Below are 22,942 nucleotides of genomic sequence, written 5' to 3' on the forward strand. Positions count from 1 at the left end.
ATACACACCATGTCTGATCTGGACCGTGAAAACGTACGGCTCGCGACGAAGCAGTCGCCGGATCTGACGACGGGTGGGGGTGGCACGCCGGTCGTGCCGCCCCCGGCCGGCCGCCGGGCCCGAAAGGGCATCGGCTGGCCCGCCCGGCTGGAGATCGCGCTGATGACAGGGCCGACACTGCTCGTGTTCCTGTCCTTCGTCATCCTCCCCGTCGTCATGGCGGCCTACTACGGCTTCTTCAGCTGGCAGGGGTACGGCCCGGCCGAGGAGTTCGTCGGCTTCCGCAACTACCTGTTCATCTTCGAAGACGGCACGTTCATCGACGCGCTGCAACACAACGGCGCGATCGTGGTGCTGTCGCTGCTGCTCCAGGGGCCGGCGGCGATCCTGCTCGCGCTGCTGCTGAACCGGCGGATGCGGGGGCAGACGCTCATCCGGGTGCTCGTCTTCGTCCCCTACGTGATCGCCGAGGTGGTCGTCGGCATCGGCTGGAGCCTGATGCTGCACGGAGACGGCTTCGTCAACACCATCCTCGCGGACCTGGGGTTGGCCTGGTTGCAGAATGACTGGCTCTCCGACCCGCAGATCGCGATCTGGACGCTGATGGGCATCCTCACCTGGAAGTACATCGGCTTCGCCGTGATCCTCTTCCTCGCCGGGCTACAGGGCATCCCGGAGGAACTGACCGAGGCCGCAGCGATCGACGGAGCATCGTACTGGCAGACCCAACGCCGCATCACGCTGCCACTGCTCGGACCGACGATCCGCATCTGGGCCTTCCTGTCGATGATCGGTGCCCTACAGCTGTTCGACCTGGTCTACATCATCTGGGGGCAGTACATCGCGGCGACGGCGGGGACGTCGACGATGGCCACCTACATGGTGGCCAACGGGCGTAACGCCGGGGAGTACGGGTACGGCAACGCGGTCGCCGTGGTCCTGTTCTTCATCTCGCTCATCGCCGCCCTGATCTACCAGCGGTTCATTCTGCGCCGGGACACCGATGGCGCGATCACCGGAGGGAGGAACTGATGGCCGTGACTGCCGTGATCGGACGCCGGGCACCCCGGGCACCCCGGGCGCGTCGGCGGCCGGCGTGGGGAAACCCGTCGGTGTACTTCGTCGCGCTGCTGCTCATCGGGATGATGCTGGCGCCGGTCGCCTACATCATCGTCGGTGGCTTCCGCACGAACGCGCAGATCACCACCGACCCGGCGGGATGGCCGAACCCGTGGCGGTTCGAGAACTATCTCGACGTGCTGGCCGGCGGGACATTCTGGCGCCAGGTGCTCAACTCCACCCTCGTCGGCGTGTCCACCACGGCGGCCGTGGTCACCCTCGGTCTCATGACGAGCTTCATCCTCGCGCGCTACCGGTTCCGGGGCCGCGAGGCGATGTACTCGCTGTTCGCCGCGGGTCTGATGTTCCCGCTGACCGTGGCGATCACGCCGCTCTACATCCTGGTCAAGACCCTCGGCCTGATGAACACGCTGCCCGGGGTGATCCTCCCGCAGATCGGGTTCGCCATCCCGATGACGATCATCATCCTGGTCCCGTTCGTGCGAGCCATCCCGGACGAGATCCAGGAGGCGGCGTCGATCGACGGTTGCAGCCGGCTCGGTTTCTTCTGGCGGATGGTGCTCCCGCTGTCCAAACCGGGAGTCATCACCGTGGGCATCCTGACCTTCATCCAGAGCTGGAACAGCTACCTGCTGCCGCTGTTCATCCTGAACAGGGAGGAGACCTTCACCCTGCCCCTCGGGGTGCAGGCCTTCGCGTCGCAGTACTCGGTCGACACGGCCAAGGTCCTGGCGTTCACGTCCCTGTCGATGATCCCGGCCCTGGTGTTCTTCAGCCTCTTCCAGCGCCGCATCGTCGGCGGCCTAACCGGCGCCGTAAAGGGCTGACCCCCGTCCGCGCGGCCGACCCCGTCCGCGCGGCCGACCCCGTCCGCGCGGCCGACCCCGTCCGCGCGGCCGACCCTCGTCCGCGCGGCCGACCCCCGTCCGCGCGGCCGACCCCGTCCGCGCGGCCGACCCCGTCCGCGCGGCTGACCTCCGTGATCATGCAGTTGTGGCACCTGAGATGAGTCGTTTCGCGACCTTTGCGGAGTGCCACAACTGCATGATCGGCGCGAGGGGCCGGGGCCACTACGCCATGGTCGACAGTTGGTGGGGGCATGCGCCAACCCTCGGCCAGTCGGGACGGATGGACGTTGTCCCCGCCGCCGAAGAACTCGCAGGATTTCGTGATCAGTGGATCGCCAGCGCAGCGGGTCGACGTAGTGTGTCCCCGGCACGAGCAGATCCTCCGCGACGTGCGCCCGGACCACACGCACCAGGAACGCGGTGGCGTGCGGTGCCGGCCTCCCGAACTCGTGAGCGGTGTCCACCGCACACTCCAGCTGGATCGGGCACTGCGCCACTCGCGGCGCCGCGACCAACTCCGCAGCCTGTTCGGTCAGCCCGGCGGCAGCGGACTTGTCCGGCTCGTACCGGTATCCGATCTCGTACCGGTATCCGATCGCCGCCTTGTGAGCGGGCACGACCGGTGCCGCGGTGGTCAACGCGAGTCGGTCCACGACGTCGACCACGACGCCGACGGCGGGTTGAGCACGCACTCACGCTCCCGCAGCAGATTCGCCGTCGTCTGCCCGCTGTTACCCAGGCCCAGCATGCAACTCTGGCTCAGCCACCACGCCGACGACATGTGGGCGAGGTCGGTGGTGCCGTCGGGGTTCCGCGAACCGATGAGCACCACCGGAGTCCCGAAGTGCAGAGCCGCAGCCGCGATCCTCGTCCTTCAGCCTTGTGGAAGATCAGCGCGACCCGGCTTGAGAACAACCTTTGGCTACAACTCCCCCGACCGAAAACCTCGCCGTGGCGTTGTGCAAGCAGACCGGTGGTGGGTGGATGGGCTTCCGTAACACGTTGAGCATGCCATGAGCAGAATCGCTCGCGTCCCGATCGTGGCCGCGGACGGACTGTCGAGATGAGAGCGAGCTTCAACGGTGGGGTGGCGACGTACTACGCGAGGCACCGACGCGGTTATCCGCCCGAGGTGCTCGACGCCCTCGTCGAAGCGTTCGGTCTCGGCGCCGCAGACACGGTCGTCGACCTCGGCTGCGGCACCGGTCAGTTGAGCCTCCCACTCGCCGCTCGGGTCGGGTCCGTCATCGGCGTGGACCCGGAGCCGGACATGCTGGCCCTGGCTCGCCAGGCCGCCCTCGATGCGGCACGAGCCAACGCCACCTGGCTGCTCGGTGACGACAGCGATCTGCCGGCGCTGGGCCGGCTGCTCGGCGACCGGACGATCGGCGCGCTGACCGTCGCTGTCGCTGTCCACTTCATGGACCGCGACACGCTGTTCAGGGCCGTCCGACCGCTGCTACGCGCCGGCGGCGGCGTCGCCGTGATCACTAACGGCGCACCGCTGTGGTTGCAGGACGCCGAGTGGTCCGGGGCACTGCGCGAATGCCTGGAGGGGCTGGGTCACCCCGTCACGGCGACATGCCAAACCGATCAGGCCGGTCGCCAACGCAACCAGGACGCCCTCGTTGGCGCCGGCTACCGATATGCAGAGTCTTCGGTGCAGTACGACGCACCGCTCACCATCGATGACATGGTCGGCGGCGTCTTCTCCGCCATGTCGGCCGACCGGCTGCCCTCCATGCACGGCCGAGCCACGTTCACCGCCGAGGTCCGCGACGCCCTCGGAGGGCGCGACAAGGTCACCGAGCGGATCCGCGTCTGGCTGCAAATCGGCACGCCCGACTGAGAGCCGCGCCTCACCCAACTAGAGCCTTCCCACGTCCACTTCCCTCATCCGTTCCACTCGCGGAGGAGCCTCATCAGTCAGGTCGAAACCCATTCAGTGTCTAGGCCGATCGGCGGCCTGTCACAGTGGGCACTTGGTCGGTGGCCCGCCGGCCAGGTGGTGCGGGTCTGAGCCGGCGGCGCGGTCAGGTGGCGGGAGGGACGGCCAGCATGGCCAGCGGCACGTGGTGTTGGCCGGCGTGGATGTCGCGGTCGTGCAGGCTGCCCTGCACGACCGGCCGCGGGAACGAGATCTTCACGACGTTCAGCGCGGGGATCCGGAAGAACTGGACGCCCTCCGCGGCGACGCCGTAGAGGCGGGCGATCACCGAGGCGTCCAGGAACGACGGATCGGCGAGGAGCGCGTAGGCGGCGGCGTCCCGGGCGAACACCTCCATCGTCACCCAGAACGGCCCGGCGTTCTTCGACCGGACCTCCAGTGCGAGATCAGCGACCACGGTCATCGGTTGTCCTCCAGGCAGACGCGGAACAGGCTGGTCGGCGACGGCACCTCGACGACGTGGTTGAGCACGAACTCGTACGCCGCTCCCCGCTCGGTCTCGGCCGGCGACGTGGCGAAGGCGAGGCTGGGCAGGTGGTCCATGTCCGGTGTGGGCAGGTGCAGCATCAGCGGGTTGGCGACCTTCGCGACCGCCGTGGCGGTCTGCTGGTCCGCCGCGTGGACCAGGAGCATGATGCCCACCTCGCGGGGCGGACCGGCGGCGGGGTCGAGGTCGCCGAGGATCGCGTCGTGGCCGTAGCGGCGGATGTCGAAGGTGTAGTCGCCCTCGCCCAGCCCGATGGTCCCGGACACCCACTCGGTGATCATTTTGCGGAGCAGCGCGGTCCACGTGTCGATCTGGCCGAGGATGTGCGGGTCGCGGATGGCGGTGAACGACATCGTCTCGTACCCGGTGATCCGGGCGCCCTCCAGCTTGATGGTGTGCTGCGCGGCGGGCTCGAACCGGGAGCCCTCCACGCGGACGCGCCGCTCGTCCAGCGCCCGGTAGACCGCGTCGCCGACCTCGATGGTGCCGGCCGGCTCGCGCATCGTGAACGGGTCGACCGTCTCGTAGAGCATGTGCGCCGCGACCGAGGTGGGCGTGCACGCATTGGCCGGATCGAGCGGCTCGATGGTGAACCCGGTGGCGTCGACGGTGGCCAGCACCCCGCCGGCACGCGGGTTCGTGGTGCACTGCCCGCCACACTCGACGATCTTCGCGGCGTGCCACACAGGCCCGGCCGGCATGCCCCTGAGCAGCGGATAGGCGGCGGCCACGGCAGTGTCGGTGGCCCGCCCGGCGAGGACCACGTCGGCACCGGCGGTCAGGGCCGCGGCGATCGGTTCGTGGCCCATCATCCCGACGATGTTGGCGCAGCTCTCCAGGGTCGCCCGGTCGAGGTCGCCGGCCGGCGGGAGCGGCCGGATCCGGTCCAGATCGAGGTCGGCGGCCCGCTGCGAGCTGTAGATCGTGGCCAGCCGCAGGTCCAGGCCCTCCCCGGCCAGGATCTCCCGGGTGATGCCGGCGACCCAGTCGACACCGGCGTCGGTGCCGCTGGTGCCGCACGAGCCGATGATCAGCGGGATGCCGGCGGTGGCCGCCGCCCGCAGCAGCAGGCGCAGGTCGCGGGCGACCGCGGCGCGGGCGGTCTTGGCGGTTCCGGCACCGAGGTAGTAGGGCCCGGAGTCGGTCGAGCCGCCGTCGACGGCGATCACGTCGGCGCCGAGGGCCAGGCCGCGTTCGACGGTCTCGGGCGGGAAGCCGGCGCCGAGCATGCCGACCGGCACCAGGATGCGTACGGAGTCAGGGTTGGTGGCCATCGTTCCTCAATTCTTGGCGATCGCTCGGCCGGCCTGCCGGCCGGAGAACAGGCAGCCGCCCAGGAAGGTGCCCTCCAGGGCGCGGTAGCCGTGCATGCCGCCGCCGCCGAAGCCGCTGGCCTCGCCGGCGGCGTAGAGGCCGGGCACCGGCTGCCCGGCGGCGTCCAGGACCCGCCCGTCGAGGTCGGTGTGCAGGCCGCCCAGGGTCTTGCGGGTGAGCACGTGCAGGCGTACGGCGATCAGTGGCCCGGCCTTCGGGTCGAGGATCCGGTGCGGCGGGGCGGTCCGGATCAGCCGGTCGCCCCGGTAGTTCCGGAAGTTCCGGATCGCAGCGATCTGGAGGTCCTTGGTGAACGGGTTGTCCAGTTGCCGGTCGCGCGCCTGCACCACCCGCCGGATCTCGGCCGGGTCCAGCAGCGGCGTCTCGGTGAGCGCGTTCATCCCCTTCACCAGGTCGTCCAGGTCGTCGGCGACCACGAAGTCCGCGCCGCGGCTCTTGAACGCCTCCACCGGTGCCGGCGCGCCGGCCCGGATCCGGCCGAGCACCTGGCGGACGCTGCGGCCGGTCAGGTCCGGGTTCTGTTCCGACCCGGACAGCGCGAACTCCTTCTCGATGATCTTCTGGGTCAGCACGAACCAGCTGTGGTCGTACCCGGTGGACCGCAGGTGGGCGAGGGTGCCAAGGGTGTCGAATCCGGGCGAGAGCTCCGCCGGCAGCCGCTGCCCGCGGGCGTCCAGCCAGATCGAGGAGGGTCCGGGCAGGATGCGGATGCCGTGCGCGTCCCAGATTGGGTTCCAGTTCTGCACGCCCTCCACGTAGTGCCACATCCGGTCCGGGTTGATCACCGCGCCGCCGGCGTCCGCCGCGATGCCGATCATGGCACCGTCCACGTGGGTCGGCACCCCGGAGATCATCCGAGCGGGCGGTGTGCCGAGCCGCTGCGGCCAGTTGCGGCGGACCAGGTCGTGGTTGCCGCCGATGCCGCCGGAGGTCACCACCACCACGGGCGCGGACAGTTCGAAGTCCGCGACGGCCGTGCGGCTGCTGGCGGTGCCGCGCTCCGCGTCGCTCGCTTCAAGAACCTTTCCGCGTACGCCGGAGACGGCACCGTTGGTGCGGACGATCTCGTCGACCCGGTGCCGGAACCTGACCGTCACCTTCCCGGCGCGCATCTTGGCGACGAACGGCTCCAGCAGGCCCGGCCCGGTGCCCCAGGTGATGTGGAAGCGGGGCACGGAGTTGTTGGCGCGCTCCGCCCAGCCGACGATCGGGAACAGTTTGACGCCGAGCTGGCGCAGCCAGGCACGTTTCTCACCGGCGGCGAAGTCGACGTACGCCTGCGCCCAGCGCCGGGGCCACTCGTCCTCGGGCCGGTCGAACCCGGCGTTGCCCAGCCAGTCCTGCCAGGCCAGCTCGCGCGAGTCGCGGATGCCCATCCGGCGCTGCTCGGGCGAGTCGACCAGGAACAGGCCGCCGAACGACCAGAACGCCTGGCCGCCGAGGCTCTGCTCGGGCTCCTGGTCGAGCAGGAGGACACTGTGGCCGGCGTCCACCAGCTCGGCGGTGGTGACGAGCCCGGCGAGGCCGGCCCCGACAACGATCACGTCAGCGGTCATCGGCTCTGCTCCGGGGTGATCAGGTGGGCGTTGACGGAGGTCTGCGGGTTGCCGGCCAGGGCGGCGACCAGTTCGCGGGCGCCGCAGAGGCCCGCGTCGCGGCGGGCCTCGGTGGTCTGGCCGGCCATGTGCGAGTAGACGGTGATGCCGTCGACACCGCGCAGCACGCTGTCGGCGGGCAACGGTTCGACGTCCACGACGTCGAGGGCCGCCCCGGCGATCCGGCCGGACCGGACCGCCTCGGCCAGGGCGGTCACGTCGACGATCGGGCCGCGGGCCGTGTTGATCAGATGGGCGGTCGGCTTCATCCGGGCCAGCGCGGCGGCGTCGATCAGGTGCCGGGTGCGCGGGGTCAGCGCGGTGTGGATGGAGACGTAGTCGGCGTCGCGGAGCAGGCGTTCCAGCGCGACCTCGTGGCCCAGCACCGTCATGCCGAACGCCTCGGCGAGCGGTCGCACCCGCTGGGCCACCGCGCCACGGCCGATCAGGCCGAGGGTCTTGCCGCGCAGCTCGTGCCCGTCCCGGCGCGGCCAGCCGCCGGCCGCGACCCCGGCCGCCATCGGCACCAGCTGCCGGGCCTGGGCCAGCAGCAACGCGAGGGTGTACTCGGCGACCGCGTTGGCGTTGATGCCGGGCAGGTTGCTGACGCTGATGCCGAGGCGGGTGGCGGCCGGGACGTCGACGGAGTCGTACCCGACGCCGGTGCGCACGATCGCCCGCAGGCCGGGCGACGCCGCCAGCACCTGCTCGGTCATCGGCTCGTTGGCGATCAGCGCGCCGTCGGCGCCGGCCAGCGCGGCGATCAGCTCCGCCGGCCGGCGCGGCCCGCCCATCGGGTCGTGCCGGGTGGTGAAGCCCTGGCCGGTGAGGTAGGCGTCCACCTCGTCTCCCGGGCGCAGGTAGTCGGTGGTGATCAGGATGGTCGGCATCGGCTCTCTCTCAACGTGCGGGGGCGGGGGTCGTCTCGCGGGCCTGCTCCAGGCGGGCCAGCCGGATCACGACCACGGCGGCGAGCGTGGCCAGCACGGCGATGTCGAGCAGCATCCAGTCCCAGCCGACCAGGTCGACCGCGACGCCGACCAGCGCCGGCCCGGCGAAGCCGCCCAAATACCAGGTGACCGCGTAGAGCCCGGTGTAGGCGCCGAGCATCCGGCTGGACGGGGCCAGGTTCCACAACGCGACCGCCGCGTTGATCAGGAAACCGGCGGCGCCCATGGCGGCGACGCAGAACAGCACGACCGTGCCGGTGGGGGTCCGCACGACGGCGGCGGCCGTGAGCGCCGCGGCGAAGACGGCGATGCCGATCAGGACCACCCGCAGCCGGCCGAAGCGCTCGGCGGCCAGCGCGGCCGGGTAGGCCGCGATCAGGTAGGCGACGCCGCTGGGCAGGGTGAGCCCGCCGGCCTCACCGCGGGTCAGGCCCAGCACCTCCATGCCGTACGGGGTCATCAGCGACCGGGACGCGAACCAGGCGCCGCCGAAGAGGAAGACGGTGAGCAGCAGGAGCACCCGCCGCCGGTCCCGGCTGGTGACCAGTTCGGTGATGACCCGCCACAGTGGCGATCTCGTCTCGCCGGGTCCGGTGGTCGCGTCCTCGGTCACCGCGGCCCGATAGGCCGGGGACCGGCTGTCGCGCACCTTGGCGATCATCACGGCGGTGACGGCCAGCATGATCGCCGCCGGGATGACGAAGGCCGCCCGGGGATGGTCGTCCACCACCAGGAGGCTGATCAGTGACGCCACGATGATGGTCAGCGAAGTGGCGATCTTGACGACGGCGTTGGTCCGGCCGCGCCGCTGGGGCGGGACGAAGTCCGGGGTCAGCGCCTCGGCGAGGGGCCGCATGGTGTTCGCGACCAGCGCGTAGCAGACCATCACCGCGACCAGCGTGACCAGCGAGGTGGTCCAGGGCAGGAGCAGGAAGATCAGGGCGCCGAGGGGCATGCCCACCGCGAGGTACGGGATGCGCCGGCCCCACCGGGTCCGGGTGTTGTCGGACCGGTTGCCGATCCAGGGCTGGATGAAGATCCCCAGCAGGTTGTCCATCCCCATCAGCACACCGACGAGCGCGGCGCTCGTGACGTGCTCGCGCAGCAGGACGGGCACCTGGTTGTCGTAGAAGTTCCAGGTCGACTCCTGCGCGAACAGCGCGAGAGCGATGAAGAAGGTGATCTTCCGGTACGACACCTCGTCGCGGGTCTTTATTTCGGCCATGTCGCCTCCACGTAACGTGTGCCGCGTCACGCTAGTTTGCTGTAGCAAACTCGTCAACAGTTGCAACAAAGTTAGGCAATGGCATGCGTTAGGGTGTGGCCATGACAGTCACCGAGACGCTCGCCGACCAGGCGTACCGTCATGTCCGCGCCGCCATCGCCGCCGGCGAGCTGGCGCCGGGAGAGAAGGTCACCGAGCGCGGCCTGGCCGAACGCCTGGCGATCAGCCCGACCCCGGTCCGCGAGGCGCTGCGGCGACTGGAGTCCGACGGGCTGATCGAGCGCCTCGGGCCACGGACCGTGCTGGTCGCCGAGATCCGGGACGCCGCCATCGACGACCTCGCCGAGGTCGAGGTCGGCCTGCGCGGCCTGGTCGCCCGGTTCGCCGCCCGGCACGCCACCCCCGGCCAGCTCGACACCCTCGACGAGATCCTCGACCGGGCCGACGACCTGCTGATCCTGCTCAAGGAGCGCCGGTCCCACGACCGGCCGACCGAGCGGCACCTCACCGCGCTGCTCGACACCATGCTGGAATTCAACGAGGCGGTCAACGCCTGCGCCCACAACCCGGTCCTCGTCCGGATGCTCGACCAGAGCCGGGTGTTCACCCGGCCGCAGCGACGGGAACTGCTGCTCAAGCGGGTGGCCGAGGACGACACCTTCGGCCTGGAGCGCTACACCAGCCATCGCGCCCTGGTCCGCGCGCTGCGCGCCGGTGACTCCGCCGCCGCCGAACGCATCGCCATCGAGGACTCACAGGGCGGCCTCGACGCCCTGCGGGGGGCCCGATGAACCACCGGATCGCCGTCATCCCCGGCGACGGGATCGGCAAGGAGGTCGTCCCGGCCGGCATCGAAGCCCTGGAGGCGACCGCCGGGCGCTTCGGCCTGCGGCTGGAGTTCACCGACTTCGGCTTCGCCAGCGCCGACTACTGGCAGCGGCACCAGAAAATGCTGCCGCCCGACTGGGAGGAGACGCTGCGCTCCTTCGACGCCATCTTCTTCGGCGCGGTCGGCTGGCCCGCCGTGGTGCCCGACCACATCTCGCTCTGGGGCAGCCTGCTCCAGTTCCGGCGTACCTTCGACCAGTTCGTGAACCTGCGCCCGTGCCGGCTCATGCCCGGCGTCCGCAGCCCACTCGCCGACCGCGAGCCCGGCGACATCGACTTCCTGGTGGTCCGCGAAAACACCGAGGGTGAATACTCCAGTGTCGGCGGACGCATCTTCGAGGGCACCCACCGGGAGACCGTGCTACAAGAGACGGTGATGACCCGCATCGGCGTCGACCGGGTGCTGCGCTTCGCCTTCGAGCAGGCGCAGAGCCGCCCGCAACAGCACCTCACCTCGGCGACCAAGAGCAACGGCATCGCCATCTCCATGCCGTACTGGGACGAGCGGGTCGCCGCGATGGCCGAACAGTTCCCCCGCGTACGGGTCGACAGGTTCCACATCGACGCCCTCGCCGCCCAGTTCGTGCTGCACCCCGAGTGGTTCGACGTGGTCGTCGCCAGCAACCTCTTCGGCGACATCCTCTCCGACCTCGGCCCGGCCTGCACCGGCACACTCGGCATCGCACCCAGCGCCAACATCAACCCCGACCGCCACCACCCCAGCCTCTTCGAGCCGGTGCACGGCTCCGCACCCGACATCGCCGGCCAGGGCATCGCCAACCCGATCGGCCAGATCTGGTGCGGCTCCATGATGCTGGACCACCTCGGCCATCCCGAGGCCGCCGCCCACCTCCTCGGCGCCGTCGAGGACGTGCTGGCGCTCGGGCCGAAGGAGGCGCCGCTCACCCCCGACCTGCACGGCACCGGCACGACCGCGGAACTGGGCCGCGCGATCGCCGAGCGCGTCCGGGAACGCTGAGCCCAGCCGCCCCGCGCCGCTCAAACGGCTGAACGTGGCCTCAGTGCTGCACGAGCCCGCCGGCCAGGACCGGAGGGACGTGCCCGGTCGCCGGGCGCGTCCGCGCCAGGGCGAGACCGACGTCCACCAGGGAGGATCGGCGCAGGTGAACCACCTCCGCCATCGGGGTCCAGACCGCCTCGACAGTGTCGCCGCTCGGCTCCGGCCGGAGGACGCCTCCCGTGATGCGGACCTGGTAGAAAATGCCAACATTCTGGTGATCGAGCCCTGACCACGCCTCGGCGGCGGGAATCACCCTGGAATCCACGCCCACCAAGCTCTCGACCACCGCGTCGCAGCCGGTCTCCTCGGCAACCTCCCGGATCACCGCATCGAACGGATCCTCCGCGTGCTCCACCCTGCCGCCCGGAAGGCTCCAGTTGGTCCCGCCGGCCGGCGACACGCAACGGACAAGCAGCACCCGCTCATCCTCGAAGCACACGGCGTACGCGGCCAACCGGAAACTCAACCCAGCACCTCCCGACCGACGTCGACGTCCCGACGGTGACCTCTCGCGGACTGCGAGCCGCCCCATCATGAGATGGTCACCGCCGCCAGCCGCTCCATCCAATCACCAAGGGTTTGTCGCAGGTCGACACGTCCATCATGGGCGGAGAGTCGGCCGCCCGGCCGAGAGCCCCTTTCGACCATCGCCATCCGCTACGCTGAACCTCACGTTTCGCCACTCGCACACACCCAACTCCCGACCCCAAGCGGCAAAGGAGCCTGGCGATCTTGAGACGCAAAGTGAAGAAAAACAGCGGACTTGATCTTTAACACCCCAGGTCAGAAAGCCTGCTCCCCGCGCACGCGGGGATGATCCCGGCACACCCTTCGGATCCGGTGTCGTCAACGCTGCTCCCCGCGCACGCGGGGATGATCCCTGAGGAGGTTCCCATGCTGCCGACGCTCGGCTCTGCTCCCCGCGCACGCGGGGATGATCCCGTCATCGCCGGGCCCTGGTCGTCGGCGGCGAACTGCTCCCCGCGCACGCGGGGATGATCCGGGCTCCGGCGCGGGCGAGATCGGCAAGGTGCTCTGCTCCCCGCGCACGCGGGGATGATCCCCCGGGCCTGCTGACGGCGAACGCCAGAGCGATCTGCTCCCCGCGCACGCGGGGATGATCCGAACCGGCTGACCGCCTCACCGATCTGCGGCAGCTGCTCCCCGCGCACGCGGGGATGATCCCCGGCTGGCGGGCACCGCGCAGGCAACCTGGGACTGCTCCCCGCGCACGCGGGGATGATCCGCCGACCCCGCCCGCCGCGCCCAGGCCGGCGCCCTGCTCCCCGCGCACGCGGGGATGATCCCTCACCGTTGCCGAGCGGCTCCGCGTGCTCCACCTGCTCCCCGCGCACGCGGGGATGATCCCAATCCGACCAGCGCGACGTGGTTCTATGGCCCCTGCTCCCCGCGCACGCGGGGATGATCCCTCGCGGGCGGCACCCAGGTCCGGCGTGAGGATCTGCTCCCCGCGCACGCGGGGATGATCCCGCGATCGGGTAGAACCGTCCGCCGGGGTCAGTCTGCTCCCCGCGCACGCGGGGATGATCCCGGCGCGCAGCTCGGTAGCACAGCAGCAGTGGACTGCTCCCCGCGCACGCGGGGATGATCCTGTCGACCAACGCCGGCGCGGCGGCCCGCGGCACTGCTCCCCGCGCACGCGGGGATGATCCCAGCCACCGGGCCTTGCGCCAGTACGCGGCCTTCTGCTCCCCGCGCACGCGGGGATGATCCTGCGTCGCGCGACGACGGCCGGCGACGGGGTGGCTGCTCCCCGCGCACGCGGGGATGATCCCAAGAGAGGGCGGCAGTGACCGAGCAGCAGATGCTGCTCCCCGCGCACGCGGGGATGATCCGTCGGGCCCTCAGCGGGCGGGTGCGCATCTGGCCTGCTCCCCGCGCACGCGGGGATGATCCGTCCACCACCCGACACACCACCCGTGACCAGCACTGCTCCCCGCGCACGCGGGGATGATCCCAGGACTGGCGACGCACCACCGCCGCCGTGCAGCTGCTCCCCGCGCACGCGGGGATGATCCCATCCCGTCGGTGTGCTCGGACAGGCCCGGCACCTGCTCCCCGCGCACGCGGGGATGATCCCACGAAGCAGGTCACCGGCGGGCGCGCTTGTCGCTGCTCCCCGCGCACGCGGGGATGATCCGAAACTGGTGGAGGCATACGAACACCGGATCACCTGCTCCCCGCGCACGCGGGGATGATCCCCTGTCGGAGGCAGAACCGCGGGCGCTGCAGATCTGCTCCCCGCGCACGCGGGGATGATCCCGGGCTGCTGCGGGACATGCAGATGGTCCACCTCTGCTCCCCGCGCACGCGGGGATGATCCCTGGCGCGGGTCCGCACGGCGCTGCAGGAGGCTCTGCTCCCCGCGCACGCGGGGATGATCCCGTGGCGAGCAGGGTGCCGGTGGCGGCGTCGCCCTGCTCCCCGCGCACGCGGGGATGATCCGGGTTAGGCATCGTCGTTGTCTCCCATCAGTGCCTGCTCCCCGCGCACGCGGGGATGATCCCGTCTCGACGCGGGCGTGGAACTGGGCGATGAACTGCTCCCCGCGCACGCGGGGATGATCCCCTCTGTCGTCGTACGAACGGCCGGAGAGCCAGCTGCTCCCCGCGCACGCGGGGATGATCCCTCCTCCGGTTTGCTCGACCGGCTCGACGAGATCTGCTCCCCGCGCACGCGGGGATGATCCCAGCAAAGGCCGGCTGATGACGCCCGGCGAGGTCTGCTCCCCGCGCACGCGGGGATGATCCAGTCCGCCGCCGAGCGTGCGGCCAAGTCGGCGGCCTGCTCCCCGCGCACGCGGGGATGATCCGGATGTGCGGCATGAGCGAGCAATGCGCCTTGTCTGCTCCCCGCGCACGCGGGGATGATCCCGCGATCTCGTGCGACCAGTCGGGCTGGTCTGCCTGCTCCCCGCGCACGCGGGGATGATCCCGTGCCCACGGTCGACGTGCCGGTGTGGACCGACTGCTCCCCGCGCACGCGGGGATGATCCCCATCCGTCGTCGTGAGGAGAAGACATGGAGATCTGCTCCCCGCGCACGCGGGGATGATCCGGCAATCGGACAAACCGGGGCAGCCGATCCCGCCTGCTCCCCGCGCACGCGGGGATGATCCGCAGTGCGGCGGCCACCTCCAGCCCGGCGAACCCTGCTCCCCGCGCACGCGGGGATGATCCTCCGGACATACCGGGGCACGGAATACGGACGGTCTGCTCCCCGCGCACGCGGGGATGATCCGCGGATCAGCTTGTCGGCCGGCGTCGCCACGCCCTGCTCCCCGCGCACGCGGGGATGATCCGACTTCACCGAGGCGGAGATTGTGGTGTCGGATCTGCTCCCCGCGCACGCGGGGATGATCCCCGGCCGTCGACGCCGACACTGCGGCGGCCGTCCTGCTCCCCGCGCACGCGGGGATGATCCCCATGCGGCTGGAATCCGACCCGATCCGCTGGCTCTGCTCCCCGCGCACGCGGGGATGATCCCAGGTCCCGCCGCTCGACAGCCAGCGGGTGGTTCTGCTCCCCGCGCACGCGGGGATGATCCCCTAGAGCGCAGTGTATGCAGAGTCAACAGTGCCTGCTCCCCGCGCACGCGGGGATGATCCTCTCCGACACCCGGGTCAAGTTCGCCCTGCGGACTGCTCCCCGCGCACGCGGGGATGATCCCGGGTAGATGCGGATCATCGTCGGTGTCCTCGTCTGCTCCCCGCGCACGCGGGGATGATCCCGCCTTCGCCGAGGTGTATTCGATCGCGGAGATCTGCTCCCCGCGCACGCGGGGATGATCCGGACACCGAGCGAGAGATCGCACAGGAACAGATCTGCTCCCCGCGCACGCGGGGATGATCCCGTTGTTTTTTGCCTGATCCTGTTGGGCCGGAGATCTGCTCCCCGCGCACGCGGGGATGATCCCGAAGCCGCCTGGGAAGACGCCCGCTCCCAACGCTGCTCCCCGCGCACGCGGGGATGATCCCGGGAAGGTCAGCTTCCAGCAGCTGATCGCCGACTGCTCCCCGCGCACGCGGGGATGATCCCGGCGCCGCGGGGGTGCCGTCGATCTCCGTGAACTGCTCCCCGCGCACGCGGGGATGATCCCTACCAGGACCAGCCGACCAGGGAGAGCGCCGACTGCTCCCCGCGCACGCGGGGATGATCCCGGGGTGGGCACCTACGACCTGCCGGTCACCGTCTGCTCCCCGCGCACGCGGGGATGATCCCTCGCGCGCCACCGAGGTAGATGGCACGGTCTTCTGCTCCCCGCGCACGCGGGGATGATCCCCGTCCGCCGGGGTCAGTGGTCCGCGGGGTGCTGCTGCTCCCCGCGCACGCGGGGATGATCCCGTGTCGTCCTCGTCGGACTCCAGCACCGCCGTCTGCTCCCCGCGCACGCGGGGATGATCCCCTGTCTAGTGGGTATATCAAGCGGGTTGGTCCTCTGCTCCCCGCGCACGCGGGGATGATCCCACCATGGACACGGACAGCGGGCCGTCGAGCGGCTGCTCCCCGCGCACGCGGGGATGATCCTCCCACGGTGCCACAGTCCCGTATGGCCACACCCTGCTCCCCGCGCACGCGGGGATGATCCGGCGGCCTTCGGTGGCTGCGGGTTGTCGCGCTTCTGCTCCCCGCGCACGCGGGGATGATCCGATTCCGTTCGAGATCCTCGGCCTGGTCCTGGCCTGCTCCCCGCGCACGCGGGGATGATCCGTGGTCGGGATCGACCCTGCCCACGTCGGGCCTCTGCTCCCCGCGCACGCGGGGATGATCCGGTGCCAGCGGTGCCCAGGTCGTCGCGGATCAGCTGCTCCCCGCGCACGCGGGGATGATCCTGGGAATGGGAGTGTGATTGTCCAAAATCCTGTCTGCTCCCCGCGCACGCGGGGATGATCCGTTCCTTCCCCCCTACCCCCCAGGAGGAGCCTCTGCTCCCCGCGCACGCGGGGATGATCCCGAGACGGTGACCCGATGGTGATCGTGATCCTGCTGCTCCCCGCGCACGCGGGGATGATCCGGATGCTGCTGTGTTTTCACCGGGTGTTTTTGGCCCCACCGTTCCGGAAAGTCCCGGGTCCACCGTCCGCGACAGGTGCCCATGCGTCGATGGGAGTTCCAGTTCCAGTTGGCCCCACCGGTCCCAAGGGATGGAACAGCCGTACTTCGGCCGGCGGAGCCCGACGTACTCGCAGCCAAGCCGCCGACCCCAGGACACTGCGCTCCCACCAGCGACGTCTTGCTGCAGGGATTCGGTGGCAAGCCGGTCGAAGACCGGCGCGGCAGCTGTTCGGCGCCGAGCGGCGTGAACCGGTGGAGCCACGCTGACACCACCGGGCATCGGCGTCCATGTGGAGCCACAGATTTCTGGAATCGAATTGATGGGGCCAGGAATCGATGGACCTGTGGGGCCCGAATGAGTCGGCGAGAACACTGCTGCGTTCTACGCCCCGTCCGCTCTCTGCTCCCCGCGCACGCGGGGATGATCCCCAACCGCCGTGCAGTCGGAGGGCAACCGGATCCTGCTCCCCGCGCACGCTCCCCGCGCACGCGGGGATGGTCCCACAGCCACCCGGCCAACTGGGTCAGCTCGGCACTGCTCCCCGCGCACGCGGGGATGATCCCAACGCCCGCCGGTCGATCGCCTCACCGCACCTGCGCCGCGACAACCCCGAGCCCGAGCATGCCGGCTCGCTGGTGCTGGAAGCACTCAGACTCACCGCCGAGCAGCGCTACGAGTCGGTCCATAAGCGTGCTCGGCAGTTCCTCACCACCGCTCGGCCGTACGCTGCGACCGCAGCTCCGGCATGTCGCGGAGGTACTTGCTGAGCGCAGCCGGCCTGCTGCCCTGTCACCGCCCGGCTTACCATCGCCGTCATGAGCGATCGGGAGCTGGCCAGCCTGCACCAACGCTGGAGTGCCTACGAGGAGCTGCCCAACCTCACCGAGCACTGGTACTGGCGGCCCGGTTGGCGAGCCGACCGACAGTTCTACACCTGGCACCTGACCTTCGAACACCAGCTCGAACTTCATGCACTCGTGGCCCGGATCCAGGCTGAGCTAGCGCTGCCGGAGCTGGACCTGGTGCCGGTCGACGGCTTGCATCTCACCATGCAGGGCATTGGGTTCGCCGACGAGATCAACTACGCCGACATCGAAGAGATTATCGCTGCTATCCGTCTACTCTGCGCGAGCATGCCGCCGCTTGAGCTGACCCTCGGTCCGGTAGATCCCGATGCCGAGGGGATCGGCCTTCTCGTTCAGCCGTGGGCACAGGTCGAGCGCCTGCGCAACACCATCCGAGAGGCCATCGACACGGTGTGGCGGAGCGTGCCCGAGCCTGCCGACGGGTTTCGGCCGCACGTCACCATCGCGTACAGCGGCTCGCCAGCACCAGCCGGCCCGATACGCCGCCGCCTCGCCGCCCTACGCGACCTTCCTCCGGCACGGGTCAGAATCGGCCATGTGCCGTTGATTGCGCTTCGCCGGGCCGACCGCACCTACCGGTGGACGACAGTCGCCGAGGCAAATCTGGCCGGGTGATGTAGCTGACCAGGGCGTAGTCCCTGTGTAGGCGTGCGCGTTGGGTCCTATCATGCCGAGGTCAGGGTACGAAGCTCGTCGAGGTAGGACATGACCTCGTCCTGTCTTGGGTGTCTGTTGGCGAGCGTGCTGGCGAGTTCTCGCGAACACATCAGGAGTGAGGGCAAGGACTTACGGTCGCCTTCGAGCGCTCGCCGGCCATGAGACACCGCTGCTTCGACGTCTCCCTCGCGGGCAGCTGTGACGCCAAGCGTGATGCGCGCCTCCGCGATCCGCATCGGCTTTCGCGGAATCCCGTTCGGGTCGGTGGATGAGGCAATTACCTCCCTGGCGTACATCTCGGCCAGGCGATTTTCGCCTAGGATCCGGTAGCAATCCATGGCGTAGAAGTCGAATTTGGCGGGATCCACCATGAAGTGGTGGTCGATATCTGCCGGGTATGGAAGGGACTCCAGCAGTCGGCGACCATGATCGAGGGCAGTCTCGACCTGGCGACGATCACCGAGGCGGGCCCAAGCCTTCGCCCGCTGAGCGGCGAGTTGGACTGCCGCGCCATCTGCTGCGGCGACGTCCTCCCCAGCATTGGCTGCGACAATGGCGCCCCGGTAGTCGCCCTGGGTCAGGGCGTACCAGGCGCGCATCTCGTAGGCCCAGGCGGAAACGGCGGCGTTGCCGGCTTCTTCGCCGAGTGAGGCGGCAGCTCGACGGGTGCCCTCGGCGGCCCTGCGATCTCCCATGTCGTGCTCAAGGCAGCCGACCAACAGGGCAACCCATCCAGCGAGCGTGAGAACATCTCGGTGCTGGGACAGGGTGAGGCGGCGGTCCATCAGCGAGGTGATGCGCCGCAGCCATGCCTGGCCCTCAGCGTGGAGCTGCTCCGACCGCATGTATGGGTACTCGGAGCAGAGGCGATCGGCGGTGACCTTCAGTGCGTCAAGCGTCGACGTGGAGACATCGGACGCCTGCACTCTCGCCAGGATTTCCAGGGTCTCCATACCGGATCCCCCAAGGAGCGCCTGGTCGGCCTCACGCGCCGCATGGGGCGGAAAGAATGCGGCGGTGACGGTGCCGAAGGTCTCGGCAATGGCCGCCTTGTAAAAGGAATCTGGTTCGGTTCCACCCGCCTCCCAGCGCTTCCAGTTCCGCAGGAGGGCGTTGTCCGAGGGCAGTTGTTCCGGTGAGTGAGCGCGAAGCGCCCGAATCGCGTCTGCCTGCGACCACCCGCGTGCAGCCCGTTCGGCGCGTAGCCGGGCAGCCCAGACGGGCCGGTCCTCCGCAGCGTCCTGACCTTCTGCCATGGTCCCATTATCGCTCTTTCCGAGGGTGGCACCGAGGGGACGGGCAGGTGTCACCGCAGTGACATCTGTAGTTGCAGGCGATTCAACGGAACCTTTGATGTCGGGATCCCCGAGCGTCGCGCTGCGCCGTCGCGCGGAGGTTCGACCAGCTGAACTGGCACGCGCGTGGCCGTCTCCTGAGGCACTGTGCACGGAGCCATCGACCGTTCGACGGAGAGCTGACATGGAGTTGATCGGTACCGCAGTTGATGGGCGGATGGCCGGGACGGCTGCGATGCGGGGTCGGTCGCATGGCTGAGCCCGGGTTGTCGTGGGTGGCCGTTCGTGGAGTGCACGAGCGGGCCGCCGATCATTTCTGGGCGTTCATGGAGGATCGGTCGGTGCGGTTTCTGCCGCACCGGTTTGCGCCGATGTTCTTCACGACGCTGGGGCAGGTGATCGCGGGTCGGGATGAGCCGGCCGGGCGGCGGGCGGCCCTGGCGGTGCTGGGGCGGATGCACCAGCGGCTCGGGCTTCGGGCGTACCACGACACCGCGATCAGTGCCGCGTTCGTGGACACGGTGGGCCGGTTCGCCGGCACCGCCTGGGGTCCGTCGTCGGCGGTGCGGTGGGAGCGGGGTTGCCGGCGGGCGTTGCGGTTGGCGGAGCGGGCGGCCGGGGCGCTGGGCGACGGGCCGCAGGTGATGGTGGGTGAGGTCGAGTCGCGTTCGGAGCCGGTGGCCGGTGTGGTCGTGCTGACCGTACGGCCGGTGCGGCGGCTGCGGTACGAGCCGGGTCAGGCGCTGCCGGTGGGCACGCCGAGGTTGCCCGGCCGGTGGCGGTGGTTGTCCCCGGCGAACGCGCCCCGCCCGGACGGCCGGCTGGAGTTCCACGTCCGCGCCGTCGCGCGGGGTGTCGTGTCGCCGCTGCTGGTCGGGGAGGTGATGCCGGGCGAGACGGTGTGGCTCGGGCCACCCGCCGACGTCGGGCTGTCACTGGCCAGGGCCGGCGGTGCCGATCTGCTGCTGGCGGCGGGCGGGACCGGCCTGGCGCCGCTGCGGGCCATGGTCGAGCAGGTCGCGGTGTCGCCGGGCAATCGGCGGGTGACGCTGGTGGTGGGTGCCCGGACGCTGTTCGATCTTTACGACGCGGTGGCGCTGGACAAGCTCGCCGACGCGCACCGTCGCTGGCTGACGATCGTGCCGACGTTCTCCCACGATCCGGCGGTGGAACCGGCCGCCCAGGGTGACCTGCTCACGGTCGCCCGTTACCACCACCGGCCGGGGCAGGCGTTCTTCGTCTGCGGGCCACCGGCATTGATCGAGGCGGCCCGGGTGCGGTTGCCCGCGGCCGGTGTCGCCGCCCGGGAACTGCACCTGGCGGTCACCTTCGAGCGCGCCCTCGACGCCGCCCGCTGGTCGCGCCAACCGCAGCACCCGCAGCCCGCCAGACAGGCCGGCCGGCAGCGCGACGAGCAGGGCCGCCCGCAGACCGCCGGGCAGCGCGACGAGCAGGACCAGCCGCACGGCGGCGGGCAGTGCGCCGGGCACCGTGCGGCGGAGGTGTGACGTGCGCCGGACAGGATCACCCGCTCGGCCGGCGACCGGTGCCGACCTTCCCGCGTTGAGCGGTCTGCTCGCCGCCGAGCTGGCGGCCGGGCCGATCGCCGCGTGGCTGGTGCCGGACCCGGCCCACCGTCGGCCCGTCCTGCACGCCTACGCCCGGTTCGTGCTGGCGCACGGGCTGGCGCACGGCCAGGTCGACACGACCTGCGACCGGACGGCGGTGGCGGTCTGGTATCCCCGCCGCGCCGCGCCGGAGCCGGCGGCGGCCCTGCTGTTCGGCCTCTGCCGGGTGCTCGGCGCGCAGGCGGCCCGGTTCGCGCTGCTGCACGCGCAGACCGACGCGGTGCACCCGCACATCCCGCACCACCACCTCGCCCAGCTGGCCGGGGATCACGACGCGGCGCGGCGGTTGCTGGTCGCCCGGCACCGGTTGCTGGACCCGCACGGCCTGCCCTCGTACGCCGAGGTGGTCACCGACCGGCCCCGGGAGTGCCTGCTCGGCCGGCTCGGCTACGCCCCACGGACGCCGGTCCTGCTCGGCGGCGGCCCGGCGCTCTGGCGGATGTGGCGGGCCGCGCCCGCGACGGCGCGGCGATGCCGCGCCGGGTGCGGGTGCACCGGGCCCCGCTGACCTCGACCCGACAACTCGAAGGAGAACGACCCATGGTGAGCCCACAGCGGGGTGACCGGCGGTGATGTCGTCGCATGTGCAGGTGGCGCTGGCCCGCCGGACGTTGACGCCGGCCGGGATGTGGATGTTCGGTGCGGCGGCGTCCGCGCCGCTGGTGGTCCTGGCCGGGGGTATCCCCGCCACCTACGCGAACACCCGGGTGACCGCGCTGCCGCTCACCTTCGTCCTGGTGGCCGGCGTGGTCGCGGTGCTCGCCGTCGCGTACACGGCGATGGCCCGGCAGGTCGGGCACCCGGCGGCCTACTACGGCATCGCCGCTCACGGCCTCGGTCGTGGCTGGGGGGTCGCCGCCGGCCTGGTCGCGCTGGTCGCCTACAACGCCATCCAGATCAGCCTGTACGGGTTGTTGGGCGCGACGGTCGCCACCCGGCTCGGTGGTGCGTGGTGGGTGTGGGCCGGTGTCGCCCTGGCGGTCGTCGGGGTGCTGGGGGTGCGGGCGATCGTGCTGTCCACCCGGGTGCTGGGCACCGTGCTGGCCGTGTCGCTGCTGATCGTCGTGGTGTTCGTGCTCGCCGGGCTGGGGCGGCCGGCGGGCGGCCGGCTGGACTGGGCCGGCTTCGACGTGTCCGGGTTGGCGGTCGGCGGCATCGGCGGTGCCGTCGCGTTCTGCGTCGCGGCGTTGACCGGGGTCGACGCGCCGGGCTCGTTCGTGGAGGAGGCCGTCGACCGGCGGGCGGTCGGCCGGGCCACCATCGGCGCGGTGCTCGTGCTCGGCGGGGTGTACGCGGTCACCGCCTGGGCGATGGGCCTCGCGGTCGGCCCGGCGTCGGTCGCCACAGCGGCGGCCGATCCGGCGGCGGGGCTGCCCTTCGCGGTGCTGGCGCGGGCCGGCGGCGGATGGGTCGTCCTCGCCGACGTGATGCTGGTCTTCGCGATCGTCACCGCCATGCTGGCGTTCCACTCGGTGATCGCCCGGTACGTGTTCGCCATGGCCCGGGAGGGGGTGCTGCCGACCGGCCTCGCGCGGGCCGGCGGCGGCACCCGGGTCCGCGCGCCGCGCGGCGGGTCGCTGGCGCAGACCGGTGTCGCGACGGCCGTGGTGGCCGCGTTCGCGCTCGGCGGTGTCGACCCGATCGCGGCGATGTTCACCTGGCTGTCCACCCTGGGCGCGCTGGGGCTGCTGGCGTTGCTGCTGGCCGCGTCGATGGCCGCGATGGTCGCCCCGGCGAGCGTCCGTGGCCCGGCGCCGGACGCCTGGTCGTGGCGGTTCGCGCCGGTGCTGGGGGTGTTCGGCGGATCGGTGCTGCTGGCCGCGATGGTCGGCAACGTCGGGTCGTTGCTCGGTGCCGGGCCCGGATCGTGGTACCCGTACCTGCTGCCGGCGATCGTCGTCGGCACCGCCGTGGTCGGTGCGGTCTGGGCCGGGCACCTGCGGCAGTCGCGGCCCGAGGTGTATGCCGGCATCGGCCGTGGCACGCCGAAGACGCACGCCGTTCCCGACGCCATCACCATCTCGATCTGACCGGGGCGATGACG

At 70.9% G+C, this 22,942-nt stretch carries 16 protein-coding genes, 1 pseudogene and 1 CRISPR repeat array; of the genes and pseudogenes, 9 read left to right on the forward strand and 8 right to left on the reverse strand.

What is annotated here, in order from left to right; all coding sequences use genetic code 11:
- Positions 1-9 precede the first annotated feature (9 nt).
- Together KIF24_RS15835 and KIF24_RS15840 are read left to right on the forward strand one after the other, a co-directional pair.
- Positions 10-1,032, forward strand: a complete 1,023-nt coding sequence (locus KIF24_RS15835) for a carbohydrate ABC transporter permease (protein WP_221084689.1) — start codon at positions 10-12, stop codon at positions 1,030-1,032.
- The gene (locus KIF24_RS15840) at positions 1,032-1,907 is read left to right on the forward strand and encodes a carbohydrate ABC transporter permease (RefSeq protein WP_221084690.1); all 876 of its coding nucleotides are present in this window, start codon (positions 1,032-1,034) and stop codon (positions 1,905-1,907) included. The genes KIF24_RS15835 and KIF24_RS15840 overlap by 1 nt, the downstream gene beginning before the upstream one ends.
- A 268-nt stretch (positions 1,908-2,175) precedes the next feature.
- Here KIF24_RS15840 and KIF24_RS15845 read toward each other — a convergent pair.
- Positions 2,176-2,793, reverse strand: a pseudogene (locus KIF24_RS15845) (flavin reductase family protein); the annotation flags it as partial.
- Positions 2,794-2,991: 198 nt separating this feature from the next.
- Between KIF24_RS15845 and KIF24_RS15850 the strand changes: the two are divergent.
- A complete protein-coding gene (locus tag KIF24_RS15850) occupies positions 2,992-3,777 on the forward strand; it encodes a class I SAM-dependent methyltransferase (RefSeq protein WP_221084691.1) in 786 nt (261 codons plus the stop codon).
- A 184-nt stretch (positions 3,778-3,961) separates the two neighbouring features.
- On the opposite strand, the gene KIF24_RS15855 is transcribed toward KIF24_RS15850, so the two are convergent.
- From KIF24_RS15855 to KIF24_RS15875, 5 genes are read right to left on the reverse strand one after another with little or no spacing between them, the layout of a single operon-like run.
- Positions 3,962-4,279, reverse strand: coding sequence for a DUF4387 family protein (locus KIF24_RS15855; protein ID WP_221083342.1), 318 nt, complete (start codon positions 4,277-4,279; stop codon positions 3,962-3,964).
- A complete protein-coding gene (locus tag KIF24_RS15860) occupies positions 4,276-5,637 on the reverse strand; it encodes an acyclic terpene utilization AtuA family protein (RefSeq protein ID WP_221084692.1) in 1,362 nt (453 codons plus the stop codon). The genes KIF24_RS15855 and KIF24_RS15860 overlap by 4 nt, the downstream gene beginning before the upstream one ends.
- Before the next feature lie 6 nt (positions 5,638-5,643).
- On the reverse strand, positions 5,644-7,254 hold the full coding sequence (locus tag KIF24_RS15865) for an FAD-binding dehydrogenase (RefSeq protein ID WP_221084693.1): 1,611 nt from the start codon (positions 7,252-7,254) through the stop codon (positions 5,644-5,646).
- Positions 7,251-8,183, reverse strand: a complete 933-nt coding sequence (locus KIF24_RS15870) for an NAD(P)-dependent oxidoreductase (RefSeq protein WP_221084694.1) — start codon at positions 8,181-8,183, stop codon at positions 7,251-7,253. The genes KIF24_RS15865 and KIF24_RS15870 overlap by 4 nt, the downstream gene beginning before the upstream one ends.
- A 10-nt stretch (positions 8,184-8,193) precedes the next feature.
- Positions 8,194-9,468, reverse strand: coding sequence for an MFS transporter (locus KIF24_RS15875; RefSeq protein WP_221084695.1), 1,275 nt, complete (start codon positions 9,466-9,468; stop codon positions 8,194-8,196).
- Between the two features lie 101 nt (positions 9,469-9,569).
- Between KIF24_RS15875 and KIF24_RS15880 the strand changes: the two genes are divergently transcribed.
- Positions 9,570-10,259, forward strand: coding sequence for a GntR family transcriptional regulator (locus KIF24_RS15880; RefSeq protein WP_221084696.1), 690 nt, complete (start codon positions 9,570-9,572; stop codon positions 10,257-10,259).
- Positions 10,256-11,335, forward strand: coding sequence for a tartrate dehydrogenase (locus KIF24_RS15885; protein ID WP_221084697.1), 1,080 nt, complete (start codon positions 10,256-10,258; stop codon positions 11,333-11,335). Before KIF24_RS15880 ends, KIF24_RS15885 begins: the two co-directional genes overlap by 4 nt.
- A gap of 40 nt (positions 11,336-11,375) precedes the next feature.
- Here the strand turns inward: KIF24_RS15885 and KIF24_RS15890 are convergent, their stop codons facing one another.
- Entirely contained in the window at positions 11,376-11,831 is a 456-nt protein-coding gene (locus KIF24_RS15890; protein WP_221084698.1) for an NUDIX hydrolase, read from the reverse strand.
- A gap of 338 nt (positions 11,832-12,169) precedes the next feature.
- A CRISPR array of direct repeats spans positions 12,170-16,410; the repeat unit is 28 nt; unit sequence CTGCTCCCCGCGCACGCGGGGATGATCC.
- Between the two features lie 857 nt (positions 16,411-17,267).
- Here KIF24_RS15890 and KIF24_RS15895 point away from each other — a divergent pair.
- On the forward strand, positions 17,268-17,933 hold the full coding sequence (locus KIF24_RS15895) for a 2'-5' RNA ligase family protein (RefSeq protein ID WP_221084699.1): 666 nt from the start codon (positions 17,268-17,270) through the stop codon (positions 17,931-17,933).
- 50 nt (positions 17,934-17,983) lie between these two features.
- Here KIF24_RS15895 and KIF24_RS15900 read toward each other — a convergent pair whose 3' ends face one another.
- Positions 17,984-19,231, reverse strand: coding sequence for a tetratricopeptide repeat protein (locus KIF24_RS15900; RefSeq protein ID WP_230415654.1), 1,248 nt, complete (start codon positions 19,229-19,231; stop codon positions 17,984-17,986).
- 314 nt (positions 19,232-19,545) lie between these two features.
- On the opposite strand from KIF24_RS15900, the gene KIF24_RS15905 reads away from it, so the two are divergent.
- From KIF24_RS15905 to KIF24_RS15915, 3 genes are all read left to right on the forward strand, one after another.
- Positions 19,546-20,778 (forward strand): FAD-binding oxidoreductase, encoded by a 1,233-nt coding sequence (locus KIF24_RS15905; RefSeq protein WP_331461151.1) that lies wholly within the window; start codon positions 19,546-19,548, stop codon positions 20,776-20,778.
- A 55-nt stretch (positions 20,779-20,833) separates the two neighbouring features.
- A complete protein-coding gene (locus KIF24_RS15910) occupies positions 20,834-21,406 on the forward strand; it encodes an N-acetyltransferase (RefSeq protein ID WP_221084701.1) in 573 nt (190 codons plus the stop codon).
- Between the two features lie 64 nt (positions 21,407-21,470).
- Positions 21,471-22,928, forward strand: coding sequence for an APC family permease (locus KIF24_RS15915; RefSeq protein ID WP_221084702.1), 1,458 nt, complete (start codon positions 21,471-21,473; stop codon positions 22,926-22,928).
- Positions 22,929-22,942: the final 14 nt, after the last annotated feature.

This window comes from Micromonospora tarapacensis, from assembly GCF_019697375.1.
GTDB classification, from domain to species: domain Bacteria; phylum Actinomycetota; class Actinomycetes; order Mycobacteriales; family Micromonosporaceae; genus Micromonospora; species Micromonospora tarapacensis.

Excerpts from the sequence above, each read along its gene's own strand:
- KIF24_RS15885 (WP_221084697.1), top strand. The coding sequence starts at position 10,256 with ATGAACCACCGGATCGCCGTCATCCCCGGCGACGGGATCGGCAAGGAG.
- KIF24_RS15840 (WP_221084690.1), top strand. The coding sequence starts at position 1,032 with ATGGCCGTGACTGCCGTGATCGGACGCCGGGCACCCCGGGCACCCCGG.
- KIF24_RS15900 (WP_230415654.1), bottom strand. The coding sequence starts at position 19,231 with ATGGCAGAAGGTCAGGACGCTGCGGAGGACCGGCCCGTCTGGGCTGCC.
- KIF24_RS15860 (WP_221084692.1), bottom strand. The coding sequence starts at position 5,637 with ATGGCCACCAACCCTGACTCCGTACGCATCCTGGTGCCGGTCGGCATG.
- KIF24_RS15850 (WP_221084691.1), top strand. The coding sequence starts at position 2,992 with ATGAGAGCGAGCTTCAACGGTGGGGTGGCGACGTACTACGCGAGGCAC.
- KIF24_RS15870 (WP_221084694.1), bottom strand. The coding sequence starts at position 8,183 with ATGCCGACCATCCTGATCACCACCGACTACCTGCGCCCGGGAGACGAG.
- KIF24_RS15855 (WP_221083342.1), bottom strand. The coding sequence starts at position 4,279 with ATGACCGTGGTCGCTGATCTCGCACTGGAGGTCCGGTCGAAGAACGCC.
- KIF24_RS15865 (WP_221084693.1), bottom strand. The coding sequence starts at position 7,254 with ATGACCGCTGACGTGATCGTTGTCGGGGCCGGCCTCGCCGGGCTCGTC.
- KIF24_RS15915 (WP_221084702.1), top strand. The coding sequence starts at position 21,471 with ATGTCGTCGCATGTGCAGGTGGCGCTGGCCCGCCGGACGTTGACGCCG.
- KIF24_RS15895 (WP_221084699.1), top strand. The coding sequence starts at position 17,268 with ATGAGCGATCGGGAGCTGGCCAGCCTGCACCAACGCTGGAGTGCCTAC.
- KIF24_RS15875 (WP_221084695.1), bottom strand. The coding sequence starts at position 9,468 with ATGGCCGAAATAAAGACCCGCGACGAGGTGTCGTACCGGAAGATCACC.
- KIF24_RS15835 (WP_221084689.1), top strand. The coding sequence starts at position 10 with ATGTCTGATCTGGACCGTGAAAACGTACGGCTCGCGACGAAGCAGTCG.
- KIF24_RS15880 (WP_221084696.1), top strand. The coding sequence starts at position 9,570 with ATGACAGTCACCGAGACGCTCGCCGACCAGGCGTACCGTCATGTCCGC.